Origin of the sequence: Brevibacterium sp. HMSC063G07 (assembly GCF_001810665.1) — a bacterium.
Taxonomy (GTDB): domain Bacteria; phylum Actinomycetota; class Actinomycetes; order Actinomycetales; family Brevibacteriaceae; genus Brevibacterium.
In genome coordinates this window covers 177,298-201,961 of record NZ_KV802363.1, presented here as the reverse complement: position 1 = coordinate 201,961, position 24,664 = coordinate 177,298, and the positions used below count along the sequence as shown (strand labels likewise).

Here is a 24,664-nt window from a genome sequence, read left to right as displayed (position 1 = left end):
CGGTCCAGCGCTCGCCTGCATCTCACCTGCCGTTTCTAATACAGGCGCCAAACAGTGACCACCAGTGCGGGTCACTTGGTCAAATGCGCTGCCAATCCGGCCATGACAGCCGTCTGTCGGGGCAGTCCGCTTACGGTGATGTGCTCGTGCCGGGCGTGCGGCCCGGCACCGATACCGCCAAGGCCGTCGATCACCGGAAGCCCCAAGGCTGCAATGAAATTGCCATCGCTAGCTCCGCCTACGGGCTTTGTCGAAATCGTGCTGCCCAGCTCATTGCCGATCGCTTCGACGACAGCGACCAGCTCGTTGACCCGCTCACTCGGGTTCATCGGCGGGCGATTGCGATCAATCTCGGTTGTGACGGTGCAGCGGCTGTCGTATGGCGAAAGATCTTCCAGCTCCGCTACAACACGGTCTTCTTCATCAGCGTCCTGTATGCGAACGTCAACTTCACACCGTGCTGTACCGGCAACAACATTCCTGCCGGAACCGCCGTTGATGATCCCAACATTGATGGTCGTTCCCTTTTCCGGGTCCGCAAGGTCCGCAACTCGGCCAACAAGCCGGGCGAGTTCATGGATCGCGCTTGCGCCCTTTTCTGGATCGAGGCCAGCATGCGATTCGACTCCCTGAACCGTGATGTCGGCCATCACCGTTCCCTTTCGCTGTACCTTGATATCCCCTCCGGCGCTTGGCTCAGCAATCAAGGTCAGAAGGCTTTCGGATGCCGCATCTTCAATATGCTGACGGCTGGCAGTAGAGCCGATCTCTTCATCGCCGGTCAGCAGCAGGCGGATTGCAGGATGCGGTATCGCCAATTCCCGCAGCGCGGTGACCATCCATATGGTCTGCACAATTCCGGCTTTCATATCCAGAACGCCCGGGCCGGTCAGAACGTCGCCCTTACGGGTCAGCGGCCAATCAGCAAGTGTGCCTTCTGGCCAAACAGTGTCGTAGTGGCAGACTGACAGCAACGTGCCCTCAACGCCGGGCGACCCTTCCCATGTGAGATCAAGGACGTCACCCCGATCCCCGCCATTGTGGAGCTGGCGTTTGGCTGGCGTGCCAAGGCGCTGCTCGACAAAAGGCTCAAATTCCCGGAGAAATCTGTCCAAAAGTCGACGATCGCTGCTCGGTGTTTCGAGACTGACAAGCCGGTCGAGGTCATCGAGGACAGCTTCGATGTTCTTTTCGACAAAATCATGCACTGCACGTACGTGCGACATAGAGCTATCTCCTTTCACAGGCAGCGAAGATCAGCGAACCGGCACACCGGGGCCCAGCGGCAGGCCGAGGGCATACCAGAGGGCGAAGAAGGCAAACCAGCCCACGAGCATCGCCACAGACAGCGGCAAGGTCAGAGAAAGCAGAGTGCCGATCCGGGCGCGCGAATAGTACTGCTGTACATAGCCGAGCGCCAAGGCGAAGTACGGGCTCATGGGGCTGATGATATTGGTCGGCGAATCGCCGATGCGGAACAGCATCTGAGTGACTTCGGGCGACACGTCCAACAGCATAAACATGGGGACGATAACCGGGGCCATCAGCGCGTACTGCGCGGATCCGCTTGTGATCAGCAGATTCAGCAGCGCCACCAGAAGCACCAGCCCGGCGAACATCACCAGGGTCGGCATCTGTGCTTGCTGCAGAAGTTCAGACGCCTTGATCGCAATGATCGGCCCAATATTCGACCATTTGAAATAGGCCACGAACTGCGCCGCCGCAAAGAACAGAACCATGACGGGCGCCAGGGAAAGAAGTCCCTTGCCCATCATCTCCGGAATGTCCTGCGCTTTGGTGATGGAACGAGTCACAAGACCGTAGACCACACCAACAACCGCGAACATCAGCGCGATAGGCACAACGATGGCGCTCAGCAGCGGACTGTCGAGGACTCCCTCCTCCCCTTGGAAAATGGAATTCGGCCACAGGAGGGCGGCAAGGTAGAGCGCGAGGAAGACGAAGCCGACGATGAAGGCCAGGATGACTCCGCGCTTCTCAGCCGGGCTAAGACGGAACTCATCAGCTGAGGCAGCCTCTTCGTCAGGCTCGTCATCGATCATGTCCTTTGTGGTTCGAACCAGCAGCAGCTCAGTGACCAGTGTGACGATCAGAGCAAGGACGATCGCAGAAGCTATTGAGAAGAAATAGTTGGCGACGGGCGAAACGGTGACGGATTCGTCGATCAGCTGAGCGGCACTGGTGGAAAGCCCAGCCAGAATTGCGTCAGTGGCGGTGACGAGCAGCGAAGCGTTGAAGCCGGCACTGCACGACCCGAATGCCACAACCGCGCCCAGCACAGGTGAACGTCCCGCTGTCTTAAACGTGACGGCGCCAAGCGGAATGAGCACGACGTAGACAGCATCGGAGGCGACCGAACCAGTGACCCCGGCGAGGGCAAGAACGAATGTCAGCCACTTCGGCGAGACCCTGGCGACCACGCCGCGGATGGAAGCGGAGATCAGGCCGGACTGTTCTGCGACTGCCACTCCGAGCATCACAATGATGATCAGGCCAAGGGGAGGGAAGCCGGTGAAGTTCGGCACGGCTTCCGTGATCATCTTGTTGATGCCGTCAGGGCTGAGCAGGTTGACGACGGCGACTTCCTTGTTGTCGGCCGGTGAAACCGCGCTGACTCCCAGCTTCGAAAGAAGGGCGCTCAGCAGAAGGGTGATGACCGCAAGCCCGGCGAAGAGCCAGAAGGGGTGGGGCAGTTTGTTGCCGGCCCGCTCGATCCCAGTCAGTAGATTGACAAGCCAAGTGCCGCGTTGCTTACCGGTGTCTGTCTGTGCTGATGACGACATCGTATTCCTTCGCTTTGGCGGACGGATTGCGGAAAGCCTACCGGAGCCGTTGGCCTGCTGCTAATGAACTGAAATATTCTTTCCGTTCAGTTGAAGCCTCCCTATGCCGCCGTTCACCCCAGCCAATCCCGTGCGCCAGCGCACTGTCCTTGCTAAGGTATCGGCCGTACGACAGGGGAGCGCCTCGGATCAAACGTAGAGATCCGAACAAGGGCGCTGAGAGTGCGATGCCGCAGACCCTCGAACCTGCCCGGTTAGCACCGGCGAAGGAAGTCGAGCACACTCTTGACCCCTCCTTGCCTTGAGGAGGACTCATGACACACAACAACCGTGTCCATACCGGACACCAAACCAACCCACACAACCCAACCACCTCGTCAGCACAGACGAAAAACCCACAGAGCACGCAGACAAAAACCAGCCTGCCCTGGCGGACCGTCGACATCATCGTCACCGTCGTCATCGCAGTAGCCGTCGGCGTCATCTTTTGGGGTGTCGCCGCCATATGGGGCGTTTTCGAACTCTGGACCGTCGCATTCCCACCGCTGGTCGGCCTGTTCGGCGGCATCTGGGTGCTCGCAGGCCCACTCGCAGGAATCATCGTCCGCAAACCCGGCGCCGCCCTCATCGCCGAAACACTCGCCGCAGCCGTCGAAGCCGTGCTGGGCTCCCACTTCGGTGCAACCGCCATCATCTCCGGCCTCCTGCAGGGCGCCGGCGCCGAAATCGTGTTCCTCGCCGTCCTCTACCGCAAATGGAACCTGCCCGTCATGCTCCTGTCCGGCCTCGGCGCAGGCATCGCACTGGTGGTCGGCGAAATCGTCATGTACTACGCCGAATGGGCTATGACATTCAAGGTCGTCTACGCCGTCTGCGGAATCGCATCCAGCATTATCATTTCCGGGTTGGGTGCATGGCTGCTGTGGAAGGCAATCGTGCCCACCGGCGCACTGTCAGCCTTCGCCTCCGGGCGGACGACAACCACACCCCGCCAGCACACAACCCCCAACCGCACATGAACTGAAAGACCCCGATGACCCACACCGCACACACCACGCCCACACGCAGCCTGAAATGGCGCACCGTTGACATCATCGTCGCGGCAGTACTCGCCGTGGCACTCGGTGCCGTGTACTTCGCGTGGACGTCCCTGCGGCCCATCATCGACGTCCCGTTCAACCTCGTGTTCCCACCCACCACGGGCCTGGTCGGCGGCCTCTACCTGCTGGCCGGGCCCGTGGGGGCACTCATCATCCGCAAACCCGGCGCCGCAATCGTGTGCGAACTCATCGCTGCAGCAACCGAAGCCCTCCTGGGTTCGGTCTTCGGTCCGGTCATCCTGTTCACCGGCCTGTGCCAGGGCATCATGACCGAACTCGTCTTCGCCCTGACCCGCTACCGCCGCTACACCCTCGGCATTTCCGTACTCGCAGGCCTCGCACCGGCCATTTCGGTGTCCATCACCGACAACATCTTCTGGAACGCCGGCTGGGCCTTCGAATGGCAGCTGGTCTTCGCCGCCTGCGCCCTGGTCTCAGGCCCCGTATTCGCCGGTCTGGGCGGCTGGTTCGTCTACCGCGCCATCCGCCGGACCGGAGTGCTGACCGGATTCGCATCCGGCACCGACCCGCGCCCGAGGCGCCGCCCACCTCACGCCGCCTCCTCACCCGAAGGTGCGGGTCACCGGGGGAGCCCCTCAGAAAGCGAAAGTCCCGCAGATTCGTGACCACCACCTCGTCATCCCGACCCGCGGCAGTGTCCGCCCGCGGGTTCACCTGGTACCACTCCGGCCGAGCCGAACCGGCCGTTTCCGACCTCGACCTTGAAATCCCAGCCGGCCAGAAAGTTCTGCTGGTCGGCGGTTCGGGTGCTGGAAAATCAACGTTCCTCCACGCCGTTGCCGGTGTTCTGCCCGATGAATCCGGCGAACAGTTCGGCGAACTCCTTGTTGACGGCCTCCCACCGGACCCCGCCCGAGGAATCTCCGGGCTTGTCCTGCAGGACCCCGATTCGCAGGTGATCCTCGCCGAAGTCGGCGACGACGTGGCCTTCGGCATGGCCAACGTCGGCATTCCCGCAGAGGAAATCGCCCGCCGAATCCCCGAAGCCCTCGACATTGTGGGCCTCGACGTGCCGCTGACTCACCCGACGGCAGCTCTGTCCGGCGGCCAGAAACAGCGCCTGGCCATCGCCGGGGTTGTCGCCATGCAGCCGGGCCTGCTGGTGCTTGACGAACCCACCGCCAACCTCGACCCGGCAGCCGTCGAATCCGTGCGCGACTCCATCATCGCCGCGCAAGAAGCCACGGGCGCGACCATGCTGATCGTCGAACACCGCCTGCCGGTGTGGACCGAGCACGTCGACCGGATTGTGGTTCTGGGCCCCGGCGGGGTGCTCGCCGATGGCAGCCCCAAACACATCCTGGCCGACAGCGCACTGCGCCCCACACTGGAAGCAGCCGGACTGTGGCTGCCCGATGCCGCCCTACCTGCCCCGTACGCGCCGACAACCGGCGAAACACTCATGACCGCCGACGGCCTGGGTGTCCAGCGCGAAAACAGCGAACCCGTCGCCGAACTGACCGCCGCCATTCACGCGGGTACAGCGCTCGCCCTCACCGGCCGTAACGGTGCAGGAAAATCAACCACAGCGCTCACCCTGGCAGGTCTGCTCAAACCCGCCTACGGCCAGCTTGCCGCAGCCCAGCAGCTGGCAACCCTAGGCGGCACCGTCCGCCCACCCAAACACAGCGACCCCTTCCGGTGGAGCTCCCGCGAACTTGTGCCCCGCATCGGCATGGTGTTCCAAGAACCCGAACACCAATTCCTGCGCGCCACCGTCCTGGACGAACTGCGGTTCGGCCCACAGCGAGCCGGCTGGGACCCCCAAGCAGCAGACGAACGCGCCGAACAGCTCCTGGCCGCGCTGCGCCTAGAACATCTGGCTGACATTCACCCGCAGCAGCTCTCCGGCGGTGAAAAGCGCCGCCTGTCAGTAGCCGCAATGCTCGCCGCCCGGCCGCGCATCCTCATCATCGACGAACCCACCTTCGGCCAAGACGCCCGCACGTGGCGAGCGCTCGCCGAACTGGTGATCGACGAACTGCGCGATGGCCAAGCGGTCGTCACGGTCAGCCACGACGAAGCCTTTATCAACACACTCGGGGCGGTGCGCTGTGAATTCGCCTGACCACAACACCACCGCCCAGCCAACCCCCACCCCCGGTGCAGGGACAGCGGGAAGCCCGGCGGCGCCTCGTGCCGTGATCCTGCCCAGGTCTGCAGCCCCCGTCCAGGTGGACCTGCTGGTGCCCATCCGCCGGCGCACCGCGTTTGTGCGCGCCAACCCGCTGTCGAAAATGGCGCTCGCGTTCATCCTCATGTGCGGTGTGCTGTTCAGCATCGACATCGTCAGCGCATCCGTAATGCTGGCCCTCCAGGTGCTCCTGCTGCCGCTGACGGGCTTGCGGATCGGCGCGATGCTCAAACGCCTGTGGTTCCTGCCCGGCGCGGCACTCATCGCCGCCTGGGCCACAACCATCCTGGCGGAGAAAACCGGCGACGTGCTGGTGCACATCGGCCCGCTGCTCATCACCACCGGATCGCTGGCATCCGGTACCGCCATCGGCGTCCGCGTGCTGGCGCTCGCCCTGCCCGGAGTGGCCATCGCATCGACCGTCGATCCCACCGACCTGGCCGACGCCCTGGTGCAGAAGCTGCACCTGCCGGAGCGGTTCGTCATGTCAGCGCTCGCCGCCACCCGCCTGGTCACGCTGTTCACTGCTGAATGGCAGACGCTGTCCTTTGCCCGCCGCGCCCGAGGTGTCGGCCCCGACACGCTCCTGCGCCGACTTGGGGGAGTGGTCCCGGTGGCATTCGCGCTGCTCGTCCAGGCGATCCGCCGCGGCACCCGCCTGGCGATGGCCATGGAGGGCCGAGGTTTCGGCACCAGCCGTCGCACCCAGCTGCGCCAGTCGCGCTTTTATGCGCGGGACGCTGTGATTGTGGCGGTTGGGGTTCTTATGAGTGCCGCAGCCATTGGTGCGGCTGTAGCGGCAGGGACGTGGAATCTGATTCTCACATGAGGCGGCTGTGGCTGGGGTTGCCGTGAGCGGCAGGGGCGACTGTGACTGAGCACCCCGGCGACTACTGGAAGAATGAGCGTGTGAGCACACAGCAGAACACACCCGTGACAGAAGAAGACCGTCGCATAGCGCTGCGACGCATGCGCACCCTGGCCACCGGCCTGTTGGTAGCCGCCGCACTCATCTGGCTGGCCACCGTCATCTTCACTGACAGCACGGGCGTGTGGGGCTTCGTCAAATCAGGTTCCGAAGCGGCCATGGTCGGTGCGCTCGCAGACTGGTTTGCCGTCACCGCACTCTTCCGCCACCCGCTTGGCCTGCCGATTCCGCACACCGCGATCATTCCGCGCAAAAAGGACGTGCTGGGCGAAAGCCTGTCGGCCTTTGTCGCTTCGAACTTCCTCACCTACGACACCGTCGCACCCAAAGTGGAATCCGCCCGTGTCACACAGCGAGTCGGTGCATGGCTGAGCAAGCCCTCTTCACAGGACAAAGTGGTTTGCCGTGCCGGTATGGCCCTGCAGTATGTGCTCGATCGGGTGGATGACGAGGCCGTTGCCGACCTCACCCGCGATGTCTTGGTTCCCCGGCTTATTCAGGTGCGCAAAGCACCCGTGGTGGGCCGACTCATGCAGGAAATCGTCGCCGATGGTGCGCACGAACACCTGGTCGACATCGTTGCCGGGGAAGCGCACTCCTGGCTGCTGTACAACCCGCAGGTGGTCGATGACATCGTCAGCCAGCGCGCCCCCGAATGGGTGCCCAGGTTCGCCAACCGCATGGTGTCGGACAAACTGCACCGCGAAATCGTCGGCTGGATTGCCGATGTGCGCGACAACCGCAGCCACCGCGCTCGGGCAGCGCTCAACGAGTGGCTGACCGGGCTAGGGACACAGTTGCAAGAGGAGTCCTCTCTTGCTGAGCGGTTCGAGGCAACACTTGCTGACATGCTCTCGCGCGAGGCGGTGGTCACCTCGGCCGTTGCCATGTGGGAATCGACATCCCGCCTTCTGCGCGACTCAATGCTCGAAGCTGACGGCACCGTCCAGCAGAAGCTGCGCGAAGGACTGGCCGAATTCGCCGCCCGCATGACAGACGACGAAGCCTTTGCCAACAAGTGGAACCACACTCTGGCCGTCGCCGTTGCCGATGGAGCGGAGTCCTTCGGCGGTGAGCTCACAAGCGTTATATCCGACACCATCGCCAGCTGGGATGCGCGCGAGGCAGCCGAAAAGATCGAACTCTACGTGGGCAAAGACCTGCAGTACATCCGCATCAACGGCACCGTCATCGGCTGCCTGGCGGGCTTGCTCATCCACACTGTTGCAGTGCTTATTGGGGGGTGAGATGGGACGCCTGCAGTCTGCCGACGCAGAAGTCCTGGCAGAGATGCTGAAAGCCGTGGGCGGCTATGTTGCCGGCGCTTCGGAAGCTGAAAACAGCTGGCGTCCGAGCAGTTTGAGGCAGTACGGCTTAGACGACAGACTTCGCGATGAGGTCGAAGCAGAACTTGAGCGACTGCGTTCTCAGATCGACAACCTCAAGCGGCGAAACAAGGAACTTCTGGCTATTCACGAAGCCACGAAAACCATCACAAGCGTCAGAACAACAGACGAGATTCTCGACGAGATCGTCGGCTTCGTTCATTCGCTCGGGATGTCGGACGTAACTTACCTGTCTCAGTACTACCCGGAGCACGGGTATCTCAAGGTTCGTGCCTCAAAGGGAGCCGTCAGCCGGGAGTTCTCCGGACTTGAGGTGTTGCCTGATACCGGAATGGCCACACTGGTCGTGAATTCGCAGGCCGCAAAGGTCAGCCCGAATTACTTTCAAGACAACCGGTTTGTCCGATCCGAAAACCTCGACACAGCAGTGACCGCAGAGGGACTCGTGTCGTTGGCTGGAGTGCCGCTGATTGCGCATTCGCGAGTGGTGGGAGTCCTATTCCTCAGCTCGCGCAGCGAACGGCGATATTCGCCGGAAGAGATCGCGACTATCAGTTCATTTGCCGATATCGCGTCGGCAACCATTTGGAAGTCATTGGCTTTCACAGACATGGAAGCCAATGCAGAAGTAGCGCTCAAGCGACTCGCGCATTGGGAAAACTACTTTGCGTCGTGGAGGAAGAGCTCCGACAAGCTGAGCCAGCTGTTCGAAAACATCGTTCGCGGAAGCACACTGTCGGAGCTTCTGGCGCAGGCCAGCGCCGAATTCGCGGCGGAACTGATGCTCATCGACGCTCGGGGAGAGACGCTCGCATCCTCGCCTGGATTCCAGATCGAGGAGGAGGCTTTCAACTTGAATGATCTCCTTCCCCTAGAAGACCGGGTTTGCCACCGCCTGCGCAACAGTTCGCCATTAGCCTGTGTGCCGGTTCGATCCAAGATCTACGGCCGGTTTTTTCTGCTCATCGAGTACCCCGGACAAGTGGTGGAGGCGCTGCAGTCAGACGTGGCTGTCCGCTTGGCGGAACTGTGCCTGGGTGCGTTCTCCCTTCACCATGCGCACCTGATCCAAGCGCACAATAGGCGGGAAGCTGCACTGACCAGGCACATACTCAATCGGCACGGTGCTAAGCCGTTCAAATTCCTTGAAGACGCTGGCTTCGATCCTTCGGACCAGATTGTGCTCATTGTGTCCCAGGAGCCAGTGTCAACTGTGGAGTCATTTGTCCGGGACGACAGAAAACTCATTGCCGCAAGCATTCGCGGTACGACGGTTGCGGTGGTCGCAGCGACTCGCGGTGATGAACTCCACAAGCAGCGGGCAGGGTCTATTCCCGGACCGGTTATTGTTTGGACTTGCGAGACAGCTCGTGACTTCTATGAAAATGCGCCCAAGCAGTGGCCGAAGCTTGAATCGTGGCTGCAGGCACTGACTCACGGGGAGTGGCCGTCGAAGGTCTATAGGGCCGAAGCGATTGAGCCGGTGTCGTGGTTGTTGATGACATCTCGAGAATTCCGCGCCGAGTTCATGAAGATGCACTTGGGGCCGTTGTTCGATGTGGAGGCGTACCCCTTAGTTGAGGCTGGGCGCTCTACACCGCTGCTCGATGCCTTGACTGCCTACTGCAAAGAAGGCCGGAATATGCGTGCTGCAGCAGAGCGCTTGTTCATTCACGTCAACACACTTTCTCAGCGGTTTAGTCGGCTCGACGATCTGTTGGGCGATTGGAGGGAACCGAATCGGCTGTTCTCCATCGAGATCGCGGTTCGTTTTTGGCGACTGACCTGCGACCTTGAAGCCTGATGTGTGATGTCCACACTCAGTGTCCGTTGATTGTGGTGTTCATCCACATTTTGAAGGACGTGATGCTGGCGTAGCGTCGTGAACCAGTTAACAACAGTGGTGTTGTTGCATGCCCGAAACTGCTTTGGAGGTCAGCACAATGTCAGATGCTCGTTGGTCGGGAATCCGAGAACTCACGCCGCAGGAACGTCGCGATGCGCTCGCCGAGAGACTCGGACTCGATGAAGAAACACGCGAAGTGCTCGACGCAGGCCCCGCGTTGCCCATCGATCGCGCCAATTCACAGATTGAAAACGTATACAGCGTCATCGGCGTGCCGATTGGCTTGGGTGTCAACTTCCTTGTTGACGGTCAGCCCCGGTTCGTCCCCATGGCAACTGAAGAACCGTCGGTTGTTGCAGCGGCATCCAACATTGCACGCCACACCCTGAAACACGGCGGCTTCACCACTAGTTCCACCGGGCCCAAGATGATCGCGCAGATTCAGGTCATCGGCGTCTCGGACCCCTATGCGGCCCGAGCTCGCCTAGAAGAAGCCAAAAGCGGCCTCATCGAAGAGGCAAACTCGGTCGACCCGATCCTCGTCAAGTTTGGTGGGGGATGCGAAGATCTCAAAGCTCGCATCGTCGAAACTGAACGCGGAGTTCAGGTGATCGTCCATCTGATCGTCGACGTGCGCGACGCAATGGGTGCCAACGCCGTCAACTCAATGGCGGAAGCTCTCAAGCCCAGCATTGAGAAGATTGCCGGCGGCCGCGTCCTCATGAGGATTCTGTCCAACTTCGCCACTGAGCGCGTGTACACCGCGCGTGCCGTATTGTCGCCGGAGGACCTTGGCGGCGAAGAGGTTGTTGAGTCGATCCTTGACGCCGCGGCACTGGCAGAGGCAGACGCTTACCGCGCTGCCACTCACAACAAGGGCATCATGAACGGTGTAAGCGCCGTTGTGCTGGCTACAGGAAATGACACCCGAGCGGTCGAATCGGGTGCGCACTCCTATGCCGCTCGATTCGGCAGCTACAAATCTCTCTCACGGTTCGAGCGCGACGCCGATGGGAACCTTTCGGTCACTTTGGAAATGCCGATGCCCGTCGGACTCGTCGGTGGCGCAACAAAGTCGAACCCCGTGGCCAAAGCCAACACGAAAGTTCTCGGTGTAGAGACCGCAGACGAACTGTCGCGGGTCATTGTGTCTGTTGGTTTGTCCCAGAACATCGCTGCTGTGCGCGCACTCGCAGACGAAGGTATCCAGAAGGGACACATGGCTTTGCACGCCCGCACCCTTGCGTCGGCCGCAGGGGCTGAGGGTGAAGAAGTCACTCGCGTGGCTGCGGTGCTCGTCCAAACCGGCAATATTCGCGCGGAAGAGGCGGAAAAGGCACTTCGACAGCTTCGCGAAGAGGACAGCTGATGAAGCGAAGTGATGCCTTCCCGGTGACCGTCGAGCCAGGTGAATGGCTGGCTGAGCCTATTACTATCCACGAAGTCGGCCCCCGTGATGGACTCCAAGCTGAATCAACACTGACTAGCGCAGAAGAGAAGATTGCTTTCTGCACTGAGCTTGTCAATGCCGGCCTCAAGTCCATCGAAGTCGCCTCGTTTGTCCGGCCGGACCTGGTTCCGCAGATGGCGGATGCCGAAGCTGTTGTAAAGGGGCTGCCGCGCGTTCCCGGTGTGAAGTTCACGGCCCTTGTTCCCAACCTCAAAGGGTTGGCACGTGCACTGGATGCACAGATCGATGCAGTGGGAGTATTCGCCTCGGTGACCGAATCCTTCGCCCAGGCGAACATGAACACAAGTGCCGACAACAGTGTCAAGCAGGCCGCTGAGGTCGTCAGCGAAGCACGCAGTGCTGGGGTGCCCAGCCGCGCTTATCTTTCGATGTGCTTTGGCGATCCGTGGGAGGGGCAAGTCGACCGAGCTGCAGTTGTTGCTCGATCAGCCGAGCTTCTCGAAGCGGGGGCCGCAAAAGTCGTCATCTCCGACACCATCGGCGTTGCCCACGCTGCCCAGGTCGAAGCTCTCCTTGAAGATCTTTACAAAGCCGGCTTTGCACCTTCCAACATCGCAGTGCATTTCCACGACACCTACGGACAAGCGCTTGCGAATGTGGCAGCCGCCATTCGGACTGGTGTGCGCGAAGTGGACTCCTCTGCCGGTGGGTTGGGTCGCTGCCCGTTTGCCCCCGGAGCTACGGGCAATCTGGCAACGGAAGATTTGCTGTGGTTTCTGCACGGTGCAGGTATCTGCACCGATATAGACCTCAGAAAAGTCGCAGAAGCGACTGACTGGTTTGACCTAAAGAAGGGCAACACAAGCGCATCCGCCGTTAAGCGGGCGCTTACTGCCTGACCATTGTCGCTCGACGACTTATTACATCTGGAGCTCAACGATGAGTAGCAATCTGTCTGACTCAGCCGCATCCCAGGGAGATCCCGGCGGCTACCTTCTCGTGTGGAACGACACGGTCCGTCCGAAAACGCTTTTGGCCGGGGTCCTCTGCGGCATTATCGGTGCCCTTATCGGCCTCTATGGCGGACGAGCCCTCTTCGGGCTGTTTATCGACAACCCCGATTTGGTGCACGTGTGGTCACTCGCGACTGCGCTGGTCGGCTGCCTCGGAGCCGGCTTCGTCACCGCATTCATTGCAAAGCCCGCCCGAGAGATCGTCGAGACGCCTGATGAGGCCGGTCGAATCGAAAGCATTGTGACCGAGCTTGCCGCCGACCCGAAGGGGTTGGGCTCACTTGAAGACGCGAGCGAAATGTCGCGCAGGGAGCTCGAGCAGGCAGGTCTGACAAGCGTCTTTGAGGAGTTCGAACAGTCTCAGAAATCAAATGCTGACAAGGGAGGCGAACGCTGATGGAACTCCTCCTCGCGGATCTGCCGTTGGCGATCCTCATGGCGCTCATTGGCGCACTCGTTTTCTCACTGATCGGCATTGTCTCGGGAACCGATGAAACAGCAACGATTGCTCCGCTGACGCTTGTAGTCATCCTGCTTGGAGTCCCTCCGGCCGGCGTTTGGACATTCTTCTTCGCAGCGGCTGTTTCCAAACACATGACCCATGCAATTCCAACGATGCTGCTGGGCATACCCGGCGACACGATGGCTGTCCCGCTATTGGACGAGGCTCGCCAAATGCGGGCACTGGGGCTGCCCCATGTTGCTCTCCGCAAGGCTGTCTCGGCAGCCATTATCTCCGCCTTCATCGCTGTTCCCACAGCAATGGTGTTCTCGTTTGTTCTGTCGCCATTCAGCGAGCTGATCGGCGACCTTGCCCCGTGGCTGTTCCTCGTTGCAGCATTCGGCATCGGCTACGCTTCGGCAGGCAAATGGGCCGGAGTTTTTGCCATCATTCCCTTTGCGGCAATCGTGCTCGGTCTCAACGCCTGGCTGGGCTCCTTCGACACCTCGGTGTCAACCAGCTACTTCCTCGGCATTGCTACGGGCCCCCTGCTGCTCGACCTTCTGCGCGCTGCCGTTCCGCTCAACCGCAGAGAAATGGCACGAGAAACCCCCTCACGCGTGTACCTCGCTCCCGTGCCCGAAGAACAGGGAGAAAAGAAGCGAAGCGGATGGTTCCCCAACCCGCTCAGAGAACTGGACCGCACGCAAAAGCTCGCAACTGTGAGTACGTCAGTCGTATCGTCGGCAACCTTTGTCTTCTCCCCTGTAGCTATGACAGTCCTTATGGGTGAACTGGCTGGTTCGCGCATTAAGCAGGGCTATCAGAGGCTGACAACCGTGCTTGCCGCGAAGAACGGCACAACAGAATCGACCTACATTGCGGAAGCGATGATTCCGCTTATTGCGTTTGGCCTGCCTCTGAGCCCGGTCTCTGCGGGCCCCGCTGCACCGCTGTTCAACGCGCCACCGGTCTTCCACACTGACGCGGAGAGCGGCCAGCACTACAACATTTCGGACGCACTGACCAGCTGGGAGTTCTTCGGCCTCGCACTGATCGGCGTTATCGCTGCCGCACTCATCGCCTACCCGTTCTCAATGCGCTACGCGCACACGGCAGCCAAGTTCGTCGTCTCTAAGGTCAGCCACGAAGCGATTATCGCTGCGTTTGTCGGTCTGGTTGTTGCGGTGAGCCTGTGGGAAAGCGGAATTCTCGGTCTCGTGGTGGTGCTGACGGTCGGGGTGCTCTCAGGTCTGCTCATTCGAGTCCTTCGCATTCACGCAGGCGTGCTCTTCATGGCCTATTACGTGGCGATCCTGAGCGTGCCTGGAATCATGGCGCTCCTCGGTTGACCAGGTGACCCCAGGGCAGTCGGGCGGGGAAAGGGTGGCGACTTCCGCCTCGTACGAGGACCGGACCGGCTATGTCAGCGGGTGGTCCTATGATGGTGAGCCGCGGGGAGGCCCGCGCATCAGGGGAAGGGACAGATGGCCGACAACACATGGGAACACGCGGACGCGGGTCTGCGCACACCACCGCAGGACCGTGACGCCGAAGCCAGTGTGCTCGGCGGCATGATGCTGTCCAAGGACGCGATTGCGGACGTTGTCGAACTCCTGCGCGGCGACGACTTCTACATTCCGGCCCACGAAACCATCTACGACACCATCCTCGACCTCTACGCGGCAGGCGAACCCGCAGACGCCGTCACGGTGGCCAACGCCCTGTCCAAAGCCGGCTCTATCGCCAGGATCGGCGGACCCGCCTACCTGCACACCCTCATTTCGTCCGTGCCCACGGCCGCCAATGCCGGCTTCTACGCGAACATCGTCCGCGAACAGGCCATGCTGCGCAAACTCGTCGAAGCCGGCACGCGCATTGTGCAGATGGGCTACGACGCCGAAGGCGACACAGAAGACCTCGTCAACCGTGCGCAGGCCGAAATCTATTCGGTCACCGAGCGCAACGCCTCGGAAGACTACGTGCGCCTGGCAGACGTGCTGGGGCCGACAGTCGAAGAAATCGAGCGCTCCGGTGCCCACGACGGCGACACCATCGGCGTGCCCACCGGCTTCTACGAATTCGACGAACTCACCAACGGCCTGCACGCCGGGCAGATGATCGTCATCGCCGCCCGCCCCGGTATGGGCAAATCAACGCTCGCCCTGGACTTCGCGCGCTCCGCCGCCATCCACAACAGCGAGACCACCGTCATCTTCTCGCTGGAAATGGGTAGGCAGGAACTCACCATGCGCCTGCTGTCAGCCGAATCCGGCATCCCGCTGCAGGCCCTGCGCCACGGTGACCTCGACCAGAGCCGCGACTGGACCACCCTGGCCAACACCATGGGTCGAATCAACGACGCCCCGCTGTACATGGACGACTCCCCAAACATGGCGCTCACTGAAATCCGTGCCAAGTGCCGCAGGCTCAAACAGCAGCACGATCTCAAAATGGTCGTCATCGACTACTTGCAGCTCATGACCTCCGGCAAGCGCGTCGAATCACGCCAGCAGGAAGTCTCCGAATTCTCCCGCTCGCTCAAACTGCTGGCCAAGGAACTTGAGGTTCCCGTGATTGCGCTGTCCCAGCTGAACCGATCCTCCGAACAGCGCACCGACAAACGCCCCATGGTGTCTGACCTGCGTGAATCCGGTTCGATCGAACAGGACGCGGACATGGTTCTGCTGATCCACCGCGAAGACGTCTACGACCCCGAATCACCATCGGCTGGTGAAGCTCAGATCATCGTCGCCAAACACCGCAACGGACCCACCGGCGAAATCACCGTCGCATTCCAGGGTGCGAAATCGCGCTTTGCGAACATGCCGCGGTGACGGGACGAGTGTTTGGCACCTCGCGCCTGGGAACAGTAGGCGGCTGGCACCTGAGAGCCCGCCCGGAAAAGTGTGCACAAACGCTGGACGGGGTAGACTGGGTTCGAATGTCCTAATCCGCTTTAGTGAAGAGGTCGCTTATGCAGGTCATCGGTGCGATCATCGCCCTTATCGTCTTCGTTGCCATGTGGGTCCTCCTGCCCGCACTGTGCGTCGCCATCGGCTGGGTCATGTGCTGGATCTACGAACTCGGCCGTCGCGCGTTCTTCAACCACGCTGCGCACCAGCCCAAGACCGACCAGCTGGCAAAGCCCACCAGCTGAACCATCTGAACTGAAAGCCGGTCCGCCCGCCGCGGACCGGCTTTTCTGTGCGCAGTCGCAGCTTTCAACCTGTCAATCCTCTAACCGTTTATCCGAAAGGAGCGAGCGATGATTCTCTACGGAGTCGCCGCGCTCGCCGCAAGCGTGCTGGCAGGCACCATCATCGGCGAAATCCTCGGCCAGCTTCTGGGCGTAGATGCCAACGTCGGGGGAGTGGGCTTCGGCATGATCCTCCTGATTGCGCTGACCACATGGCTTCGCAGCAAAGGCAAACTGCCCACTCCGACAGAACACGGTGTGCTGTTCTGGAACGCCATGTACATTCCGATTGTCGTAGCAATGGCCGCAATCCAAAACGTCTACGCGGCTGTCGGCGCCGGTCCCGTTGCCCTGGCCGCCGGTGCTGCCGCAACTGTCGCCAGCCTGGCCATGGTGCCGCTGCTTTCCAAAATCGGTGCCCCGAGCGAACCTCTGCCGAATATCGAGGAACCAGCCGACGCTGCAGAACCAGCCGACGCACCCGAAGGCGGTGACCGCTGATGCTCGACACAGTTCTCTCAGTCCTTGAAGACCTCGACCTGCTGGTGGCGTTCGTGGTCGTTGCAGTCATCATGATCGTCTCCGGCTGGCTGTCAAAAGCCCTCACGGGCGGACGGCTGCAGGCCTCGGCCATCGCAATCGTGCTGGGCCTGGTGCTCGCCTACTTCGGCGGACTGGCAACCGGCGGCAAGAAGGGCATTTCAGACATCGCAGTCTTCGGCGGCATGGCGCTGTTGGGCGGTTCCATGCTGCGTGACTTCGCAATTGTCGCAACTGCCTACGGGATCGATGTGCGCGAACTCAAACGCTCCGGGCTGCCCGGTGCGCTGTCGCTCATCATCGGTGTAGTGCTGTCGTTCGTCGTCGGGGCCGGTGTTGCCGTGGCTTTCGGCTACCGGGACGCGGAATCAATCGCAACAATCGGTGCGGGAGCAGCCACCTACATAGTCGGCCCGGTCACCGGAACCGCAGTCGGCGCATCCGAAACCGTCATTGCCCTGTCCGTCGCCGCGGGCCTGGTCAAGTCGGTGCTCGTCATGATCGGCACGCCTTTTGCCGCGAAGCTCATCGGACTGAACAACCCCAAATCCGCCATGATCTACGGCGGGCTGATGGGCACAACCTCCGGTGTCGCCGCAGGGCTCGCCGCCACTGATGAACGCCTGGTGCCCTACGGCGCCATGACCGCCACGTTCTACACCGGTCTGGGCTGCCTGCTGGGCCCGAGCGTGTTCTACCTGGCGGTGCGAGCCATCACCGGCTGACGCAACCAGAGGTGCCGGTGCCCCCACCCACTCAGTCACCCGCCTGCCAAAGTTACTCTGCCGTCTAGTCGGAAGAACGAGGGGAAATCGCCGTTTTCGCCTCCGTAGTCCACCTAAACAGCAGAACTGCCGAGTAGGCAAGAAAAACAGCTGCGGGGGCGGTCGCGGAAAAGTCCGCAACCGCCCCCGCAGCTGTATCAGTTCACGTCCCCGCGCCTGCGTGCGCCAACTACCCAGCCGCACGCATCACACGCGGATCAGAGGAAGGTTTCGCCTGCCTCTGCACGCTTCTTGAGGTATTCCGAAGGTGCGAAGCGTTCGCCGTACTTCTGCGCGAACTCTTCAGCACGGGCAACAAAGGCCTTCATGCCGCCGGGGTAGCCGTTGATGTACTGGAGCACACCACCGGTCCAGGCGGGGAAGCCGATGCCGAGGATCGAACCGATGTTGCCATCGGCCACGGTCGTGAGAACGCCCTCTTCCAGGCAGTTGACGGAGTCGATTGCCTCGGCGAACAGCATGCGTTCGCCCAGTTCGTGAATGTCGACGCCTTCGTGCTTGGAGTTGTACTTCTCACGCAGACCTGGCCACAGGCGGGCGCGCTGGCCGTCTTCGTATTCGTAGAAGCCTGCGCCGTCCTTGCGTCCGGGGCGACCTTCGTCGAGCATCCAGGCAACAACGTCCTGACCAAACTCTTCGAAGCGCTTGCCCTCAGCCTGGTTGCCTGCGCGGGTTTCGTCCGCGATCTTCTTGTTCAGGGTGAGCGTCAGTTCGTCCATCAGCTGCAGCGGACCGGCGGGGTAGCCGGCCTGCAGGGCAGCCTGTTCGATCATCTGCGGTTCGACGCCCTCACCGACCATGCCGATGGCCTCCATGAGGAACGTACCGATGACGCGCGAGGTGAAGAAGCCGCGCGAATCGGTGACCACGATGGGCGTCTTGCGGATCTGCTGAACGAAGTCGAAGGTCTTCGCAAGCACAGCATCCGAGGTCTTCTCGCCGCGGATGATCTCCACCAGCGGCATCTTGTCGACAGGGCTGAAGAAGTGGATGCCGATGAAGTCTTCCTTGCGCTCGACACCTTCTGCCAACGTGGTGATCGGCAGGGTCGAGGTGTTGGAACCGAGAACAGCGTCGGGTTCGACGACATCTTGGATTTCCTGGAACACCTGCTGTTTGACGTCGACGTTCTCGAAAACAGCTTCGATGACGAAGTCAACGCCCTTGAAGTCAGCAGCGTCACCGGTGGTGGTGATGCGGTCCAGGAGTGCCTGCGACTTGTCTTCGGTGGTGCGGCCGCGCTCAAGCGCCTTGGCTTCGAGCTTCCGGGCGTAGTCCTTGCCCTTTTCGGCTGCTTCCTTCGACACGTCCTTCAGCACAACGTCGATGCCGGCCTTCGCGCTGACGTAGGCGATGGCAGCACCCATCATGCCGGCACCGAGAACACCGACCTTGGTGGCCTGGAACTTCTCAAAGCCCTCGGGGCGGGACTTGCCGGCCTTGATGGCCTGCATGTTGAAGAAGAACGCCGTGATCATGTTGGTCGACGTGGGGTGCGCGAGCAGGCTGATCAGGTAACGGGACTCAATTGTCGAGGCGGTGTCGAAGTCCACGCGGGCACCTTCGACTGCCGCTGACATTGCGGCAAGCGGGGCCGGCATGGGGGCACCCTTGAGCTGCTTGCGCAGCTGGGCGGGAAGTGCAGCCACGAGGCCCTGGTTGTCCTTCGGTGCACCGCCGGGAATCTTGAAACCGCGTTCGTCCCACGGCTTGACGGGTGCCGGGTTTTCCTTGATCCAGGCGCGGGCAGCTTCGTCCATCTGGTCCAGGGGCACGACGTTGTCGATCAGCCCGATGGCCAGTGCCTTTTCCTGGTCGAACGGCTTGGCCGGCAGGATGACGTTCTGGAGTGCTTTCTGCAGGCCAAGCATGCGGGTCACACGGGTGACACCGCCGCCGCCGGGCAGCAGGCCGAGGCTGACTTCGGGCAGACCCAGCTGGATGCGGCCGTTGTCAGATGCGGCGATCCTGTGGTGGCAGGCCAGCGCAACTTCGAAGCCGCCGCCAAGTGCCGCACCGTTGATGGCTGCGACAACAGGCTTGCCCAGTTGCTCCAGACGGCGCATGAGGGCCTTGGTGTGTTCGAGTTTTTCGAATTCGGGTTCCAGTGCCTCTTGCGGCATGTTGAGGAAGCCGGTGAGGTCAGCTCCTGCGAACCAGATCTTCTTCTTGGCGCTCTTGATGATGACGCCGGTGATGGAGTCGACTTCCGCTTCCAGGCGCTCGACGGTTCCTTCGAGCGAGGTGAGGAAGTGCTGGTTCATGATGTTGGCGCCGCTGTTGGGATCGTCCATTGTGATGGTGACGATTCCGTCGGGGCTCTGGGACCAGTCGTATCCGGTGTATTCAGTCATGGTTCTTCCCCTCAGACTCGCTCGATGATGGTTGCGATGCCCATGCCGCCGCCGATGCACAGGGTGGCGAGGCCGCGCTTGAGGTCACGGCGCTCGAGTTCGTCCAGCAGCGTGCCCAGGATCATGGCGCCGGTAGCGCCCAGCGGGTGGCCCATGGCGATGGCGCCGCCGTTGACATTGACCTTGTCGTGCGGGATGTTGAGGTCCTTCATCCACTTGAGCACGACGGCCGCGAATGCTTCGTTGAGTTCGAACAGGTCGATGTCCTCAACCTTCAGACCGGCGGTCTTGAGCACCTTTTCGGTGGCCGGGGTGGGGCCGGTCAGCATAATCGTCGGGTCCGAACCGGTGACGGCGGTGGCGACGATGCGGGCGCGCGGCTTCATGCCGAGTTTGTCGCCGATTTCCTTGGTGCCCACGAGGGTCAGGGCCGCGCCGTCGACGATGCCGGAGGAGTTTCCGCCGTGGTGGACGTGGTTGATCTTCTCGATGTGTGTGTACTTCTGCAGTGCGACAGCGTCGAAGCCGACTTCTTCGCCGAGTTTGGTGAAGGACGGCTTGAGCTTGGCGAGGTCGTCCACGGTGGTGCCGGGGCGGCGGTGTTCGTCTTCTGCCAGAACGGTGAAGCCGTTCATGTCTTTGACCGGGACGATCGACTTGTCGAAGTAGCCGTTCTGCCAGGCGTTCTCGGCGCGCTTCTGCGATTCGACGGCGTATGCGTCGCAGTCTTCGCGGGTGAAGCCTTCGGTGGTGGCGATGAGGTCAGCGCCGATGCCCTGCGGTGCGAAGTAGGAGTGGTAGGCCGTCTGTGGGTCTTCTGCCCACGCGCCGCCGTCTGCGCCCATGGGGACGCGGGACATGGATTCGACACCGCCGGCGAGCACCAGCTGGTCCCATCCGGCCGAGGTTTTCTGGGCAGCCGTGTTGACGGCTTCCAGGCCCGAGGCGCAGAACCGGTTGAGCTGCACACCTGCCACGGTGTCGGGCAGTCCGGCGGCAATCGCTGCGGTGCGGGCGATGACCGCGCCCTGTTCGTCAACGGGGGTGACAACACCGAGCACGATGTCGTCGATCTGGTTGGGGTCAGCCTCGGGGTTGCGCTGAAGGACGGCGTCGATGAGGCCGGTCACGAGGTCAATGGGTTTGGTGCCGTGCAGTGCGCCGCCGCGGTTCTTACCGCGCGGGGTTCGCACTGCGTCATAGATGTACGCGTCTGACATCAGTGTCCTCCGATCTGGGGAGCAGTTTGTGTCTAAGCTAACACAAACCAAACGATCGTTTGAGTTGTTCTCAGCGCGCGGATTCCGCTGCGCTTTTCAGTTCACTCAGGATCGTTTCGCCGTGCTCAGACAGGGCGTTGACGTGCCCCACACCGGGCAGAATCGTCAGCTGCGAACCAGCGAGCGCACGGCTGATGCGGTGGCTGACCTCGGGCTTTACGGTAGTGTCGTCTTCGCCGTGCCACAGCAGGAACGGCGGCAGCCCCTTTTGATTCCAGTTGAGGAAACGGCTCCACGGACCGTAGATCGCCCAGGAATCGCGCACGGCACCGCGCAGGTGCTCACGGCCCCGGCCGACGGCAGTATCCAAAGAAGCAGTGAAAATGCTGGCCGCACGCAGTGACCGTCGGCGGCTGCCGGACCGGGCAACCAGCCGCCGACCCAACCGCGGCAGCCCCAGAATCCCGGCCAGAACGGGCATGCCAACCGCCCAGGCGCATCGTGAGACCACAGCAGAAACACCGGTGGGCGAACCGGCAGGCGCAATCAGACCGACAGCGCTGGCCCGGTTCGGATAGCGCAGCGCAAAGGCGATAGCGTGTGGACCGCCCCCGGAAAAGCCCAGAAGCATGGCAGCGGGCAGGCCCAGTTGATCGAGCAGCGTGTACGCGTCCTCGGCCCATTCGAGAACGCTGCGCCCCGGCAGGTGCGTAGAACCGCCATAGCCCGGCCGGTGCGGGGCGATGATCCTGATTCCCAAACGTCCGGCGGCGTGGTGCAGAACCTGAGCTTCGCGGCCAGAACCCGGGGTGCCGTGGACGTACAGCAGCGGCACACCGGTGGGCTCGCCCCATTCGTCCCACACGAGCACACGGCCGTCGGCGAGTGTGGTCGAGTTTGAGAAATTGCTCGTCATAATCGTCTGCCGTTCACAGGCCCCATTCTAGGCGGCAGGGAGGAAAACCTTTGGAAAAGCGGAGGAAAACCTGACGACGTACGAAGAAATTGGGCTATAGAGTTATCAGCCTTATGACTAGTTCAGTGCAAGAAGAAACCGCACCGATGCGCGGCCGTGCAGCGCTGCACGCCTGCGTCGAATGGCTGCGGTCTGGGCCCGTGAGCACGGTGTTTGCCGTGCTGGTCCTCGCGGGCTGGGACTTCCAACGGTCCGCTGTGGCAGAAACTCCAGCTGGCGATGAGTCCGGGATCCTCGTACGGCTGCTGCCGTCTGGTTCGGTCAGCCCCTGCTACTTCGCGGCGGTCGTAGTCCTGGTGCTTGCTGTGGGCATCTGGGCCGAGCGCAGACTCGGTTCGCTGAGGTATGCGATCATCGGCGTCATCGGGCACACGGCCTCAATTGTGCTCGTCACACTCGTGTCCAGGGCGCTCGCCCACACCCCCGTGGAATGGTTCCGCGTGTTTGCCGAGACCCCGTCCTCGTCCGTTGGAGCGTGGCTGTTCGCCACCGGGGTTGCTGCGGCCGGACTGACCGAGGGCGTTATGCGCCGCCGGGTCATTCTGCTGGTGGGCGTGTACCTGGCCGTGATGGTCACGTGCGCAGGTGAGGCGCGGGACTTCGAACACCTGGTTGCTGTGGGCATCGGGCTTGTCGCCGGCCGTATGATCGGCGGACCCATCCCCAAACGCCGAGTGGGCTCAAGACTCGAGGCGCGCGAATTCATCGTCACCGGGATCGTGGCGATCATCGCCGCATCCGTGATTTCAATGCGCGCCGAATATTTCATCGGCCCGCTGGCGTCCGTGCGATACCTGTTCGAAGCGTCAATCACACCCGAGCAGATCGACGCGGTGTGCGCATCCGGGACCGAAGCGGCGTGCCAGCGGGCAGAGGCACTCAGCCGCAGCACCAGCCTGGGCTCGATTATCCGCCTGGCTATGCCGTGGCTGGTGCAGCTGAGCTTCCTGCCCGGACTGCGCCGGGGTCGACAGGCCGCGGCCATCGGCACGGTGCTCCTGCAGGCCTACATTCTCCTGCGCTCTGCCATTGCCGCGGCCACGATTTCCGGCCTGTACCGCTACTGGGATGAATCCGGTGCTGTTCTGGGGCTTGATCCGGCCGTCGGCCCGGGGCTGCAGCTGTTCGTGCCGATCATCATTCCACTGTTGGTCATTGCGGTGGTTGTGTGGAAGTGGAAGCTGTTCCCGGTTCGCCCTGTCGCCGGGTGGTACCGCAGGCTGACGCTGCTTGTATTCTCCGGTGTCGTGCTGGGTGCTGTTGTCGCTGTGGCGGCGGGTCTGCTTCTGCGTTCCCACCTGGGTGAGACCCCGACAGTCGGAAGGCTCGTGTGGGACTACATCATCCACATCGTGCCCGGTCTGCGGCTTCTGAGCCCCGTGGGCCCCCTGACAGCTGACGATGCGTTCGGTCGCTTTGCCCTGGACCTTGGCACCCTGGTGCCGTGGGCGGTCATTGTCGTGGTCGCTCTGCGCGCAGTGACCAGGGGAGTGGTCGAAAGCAGCGAGCAGACGGCGGTGCCCTACCGCGACATTCTGCGCAGGGTGGGCGCGGGAACGCTTGGCTGGATGACCACGTGGAAAGACAACAGCGTGTGGATCAGCGGCAGCGGGCGGGCAGGTATTGCCTTCCGCGGACGCGATGGTGCCGCTCTCACTGTCACAGATCCGGCGGCCAGCCCGGAGGAACTGTCTGACGTCATGGACGAATTCTCCCGCTGGGCGGTTCGACAGGGACTGGTGCCGATCTTCTACTCCGTACACGATGCCGCGGCCGATGTCGCACGCAGCTGGGGATGGTCCTGTGTTCCGGTGGCAACCGAAACCGTGGTCGATCTGGGCCAGGTGGAGTTCAAGGGCAAAGCCTTCCAAGACGTCCGCACCGCTGCTAACCGTGCGAAGAAAGAGGGTGTGGAAGCCGAGTGGATGACGTGGGAGAGCGCGCCGCTGGCCATACGGGATCAGATCGAGGCGATTTCGCAGCACTGGGCCGAGCAGAAGCCCCTGCCGGAAATGGGCTTCACACTCGGTGGGGTCGCGGAGCTTGACGACCCAGAGGTTCGCCTGCTTGTCGCCGTCGACGAGGACCGCACGGTCCACGGGGTGACGTCGTGGATGCCGGTGTACGAGGACGGCGAGGTCATCGGTTTGACGCTGGACTTCATGCGCAGGCGCGACGGCGGCTTCCGGCCGGTCATGGAGTTCCTCATTGCGCGGGCCATTATCAGCGCTCAGGATGAGGGGCTGCGTGTGCTGTCGCTCTCCGGCGCACCCCTGGTCACAGAAGCCGATGAGCCGGGCATGATCCACTCGGTGCTTGCCGCGCTGAGCGCTCGCCTGGAACCGGTCTACGGCTTCAATTCGCTGTACGCGTTCAAGCACAAGTTCCAGCCGCGCACGGAAACCATGTGGTTGGCGGTGCCCGAAGTCGCTGATCTGGCTCGCGCGGCCCGCGCTGTCAGCCACGCCTATCTGCCCAATCTCAGCGTGCGCGACACCGTGCGCTTGGGATCAGAGCTGCTGCGCTCATCCAAAGACTGAGAGCC

20 protein-coding genes and 1 riboswitch are annotated in these 24,664 nt (G+C 62.0%); of the genes, 15 read left to right on the top strand and 5 right to left on the bottom strand.

The window, feature by feature from the left end; translation table 11 throughout:
• Positions 1-71: 71 nt before the first annotated feature.
• Together HMPREF2757_RS09560 and HMPREF2757_RS09555 are read right to left on the bottom strand one after the other, a co-directional pair.
• Positions 72-1,226 (bottom strand): M20 family metallopeptidase, encoded by a 1,155-nt coding sequence (locus HMPREF2757_RS09560; RefSeq protein ID WP_070575963.1) that lies wholly within the window; start codon positions 1,224-1,226, stop codon positions 72-74.
• 30 nt (positions 1,227-1,256) lie between these two features.
• Positions 1,257-2,804, bottom strand: a complete 1,548-nt coding sequence (locus HMPREF2757_RS09555; protein ID WP_070575961.1) for an AbgT family transporter — start codon at positions 2,802-2,804, stop codon at positions 1,257-1,259.
• Between the two features lie 163 nt (positions 2,805-2,967).
• A riboswitch (TPP riboswitch) is annotated at positions 2,968-3,093 on the top strand.
• Between the two features lie 25 nt (positions 3,094-3,118).
• On the opposite strand from HMPREF2757_RS09555, the gene HMPREF2757_RS09550 reads away from it, so the two are divergent.
• The 14 genes from HMPREF2757_RS09550 to madM all read left to right on the top strand — a co-directional run bounded on the left by HMPREF2757_RS09550 (position 3,119) and on the right by madM (position 17,509).
• Positions 3,119-3,823, top strand: a complete 705-nt coding sequence (locus tag HMPREF2757_RS09550; RefSeq protein ID WP_083304224.1) for an ECF transporter S component — start codon at positions 3,119-3,121, stop codon at positions 3,821-3,823.
• 14 nt (positions 3,824-3,837) lie between these two features.
• On the top strand, positions 3,838-4,530 hold the full coding sequence (locus HMPREF2757_RS09545; protein WP_070575958.1) for an ECF transporter S component: 693 nt from the start codon (positions 3,838-3,840) through the stop codon (positions 4,528-4,530).
• A complete protein-coding gene (locus HMPREF2757_RS09540; RefSeq protein WP_070575955.1) occupies positions 4,527-5,993 on the top strand; it encodes an ABC transporter ATP-binding protein in 1,467 nt (488 codons plus the stop codon). Before HMPREF2757_RS09545 ends, HMPREF2757_RS09540 begins: the two co-directional genes overlap by 4 nt.
• Positions 5,980-6,888 carry an energy-coupling factor transporter transmembrane component T family protein gene (locus HMPREF2757_RS09535; protein WP_083304223.1) on the top strand — a complete coding sequence of 303 codons (909 nt, stop codon included), beginning with the start codon at positions 5,980-5,982 and terminating at the stop codon, positions 6,886-6,888. The genes HMPREF2757_RS09540 and HMPREF2757_RS09535 overlap by 14 nt, the downstream gene beginning before the upstream one ends.
• Before the next feature lie 41 nt (positions 6,889-6,929).
• Positions 6,930-8,234 (top strand): DUF445 domain-containing protein, encoded by a 1,305-nt coding sequence (locus HMPREF2757_RS09530; RefSeq protein ID WP_256278305.1) that lies wholly within the window; start codon positions 6,930-6,932, stop codon positions 8,232-8,234.
• 1 nt (position 8,235) lies between these two features.
• Positions 8,236-10,137 (top strand): helix-turn-helix domain-containing protein, encoded by a 1,902-nt coding sequence (locus HMPREF2757_RS09525; RefSeq protein WP_070575949.1) that lies wholly within the window; start codon positions 8,236-8,238, stop codon positions 10,135-10,137.
• Between the two features lie 139 nt (positions 10,138-10,276).
• Positions 10,277-11,548, top strand: coding sequence for a hydroxymethylglutaryl-CoA reductase, degradative (locus HMPREF2757_RS09520; RefSeq protein WP_070576381.1), 1,272 nt, complete (start codon positions 10,277-10,279; stop codon positions 11,546-11,548).
• Complete coding sequence (locus HMPREF2757_RS09515; protein WP_070575946.1) at positions 11,548-12,489, top strand: hydroxymethylglutaryl-CoA lyase; 942 nt, start codon at positions 11,548-11,550, stop codon at positions 12,487-12,489. The genes HMPREF2757_RS09520 and HMPREF2757_RS09515 overlap by 1 nt, the downstream gene beginning before the upstream one ends.
• Positions 12,490-12,529: 40 nt before the next feature.
• Positions 12,530-13,000: a hypothetical protein gene (locus HMPREF2757_RS09510; RefSeq protein WP_070575943.1), complete on the top strand. Its 471-nt coding sequence runs from the start codon at positions 12,530-12,532 to the stop codon at positions 12,998-13,000.
• Positions 13,000-14,397: a tripartite tricarboxylate transporter permease gene (locus HMPREF2757_RS09505; RefSeq protein WP_070575940.1), complete on the top strand. Its 1,398-nt coding sequence runs from the start codon at positions 13,000-13,002 to the stop codon at positions 14,395-14,397. Before HMPREF2757_RS09510 ends, HMPREF2757_RS09505 begins: the two co-directional genes overlap by 1 nt.
• A gap of 135 nt (positions 14,398-14,532) precedes the next feature.
• Positions 14,533-15,882, top strand: coding sequence for a replicative DNA helicase (gene dnaB, locus HMPREF2757_RS09500; protein ID WP_070575937.1), 1,350 nt, complete (start codon positions 14,533-14,535; stop codon positions 15,880-15,882).
• Positions 15,883-16,022: 140 nt separating this feature from the next.
• Positions 16,023-16,205, top strand: a complete 183-nt coding sequence (locus tag HMPREF2757_RS09495; protein ID WP_070575935.1) for a hypothetical protein — start codon at positions 16,023-16,025, stop codon at positions 16,203-16,205.
• A 108-nt stretch (positions 16,206-16,313) separates the two neighbouring features.
• Positions 16,314-16,745: a malonate transporter subunit MadL gene (madL, locus tag HMPREF2757_RS09490; protein WP_083304222.1), complete on the top strand. Its 432-nt coding sequence runs from the start codon at positions 16,314-16,316 to the stop codon at positions 16,743-16,745.
• Positions 16,745-17,509 (top strand): malonate transporter subunit MadM, encoded by a 765-nt coding sequence (gene madM / locus HMPREF2757_RS09485; RefSeq protein WP_070575934.1) that lies wholly within the window; start codon positions 16,745-16,747, stop codon positions 17,507-17,509. Before madL ends, madM begins: the two co-directional genes overlap by 1 nt.
• A gap of 257 nt (positions 17,510-17,766) precedes the next feature.
• On the opposite strand, the gene HMPREF2757_RS09480 is transcribed toward madM, so the two are convergent.
• From HMPREF2757_RS09480 to HMPREF2757_RS09470, 3 genes are all read right to left on the bottom strand, one after another.
• Complete coding sequence (locus HMPREF2757_RS09480; RefSeq protein ID WP_070575931.1) at positions 17,767-19,923, bottom strand: 3-hydroxyacyl-CoA dehydrogenase NAD-binding domain-containing protein; 2,157 nt, start codon at positions 19,921-19,923, stop codon at positions 17,767-17,769.
• An 11-nt stretch (positions 19,924-19,934) separates the two neighbouring features.
• Positions 19,935-21,143 (bottom strand): acetyl-CoA C-acetyltransferase, encoded by a 1,209-nt coding sequence (locus HMPREF2757_RS09475; protein WP_256278304.1) that lies wholly within the window; start codon positions 21,141-21,143, stop codon positions 19,935-19,937.
• 70 nt (positions 21,144-21,213) lie between these two features.
• Positions 21,214-22,059: an alpha/beta fold hydrolase gene (locus tag HMPREF2757_RS09470; protein ID WP_070575929.1), complete on the bottom strand. Its 846-nt coding sequence runs from the start codon at positions 22,057-22,059 to the stop codon at positions 21,214-21,216.
• 113 nt (positions 22,060-22,172) lie between these two features.
• Between HMPREF2757_RS09470 and HMPREF2757_RS09465 the strand changes: the two genes are divergently transcribed.
• Positions 22,173-24,659, top strand: a complete 2,487-nt coding sequence (locus HMPREF2757_RS09465; RefSeq protein WP_083304221.1) for a bifunctional lysylphosphatidylglycerol flippase/synthetase MprF — start codon at positions 22,173-22,175, stop codon at positions 24,657-24,659.
• Positions 24,660-24,664 lie beyond the last annotated feature (5 nt).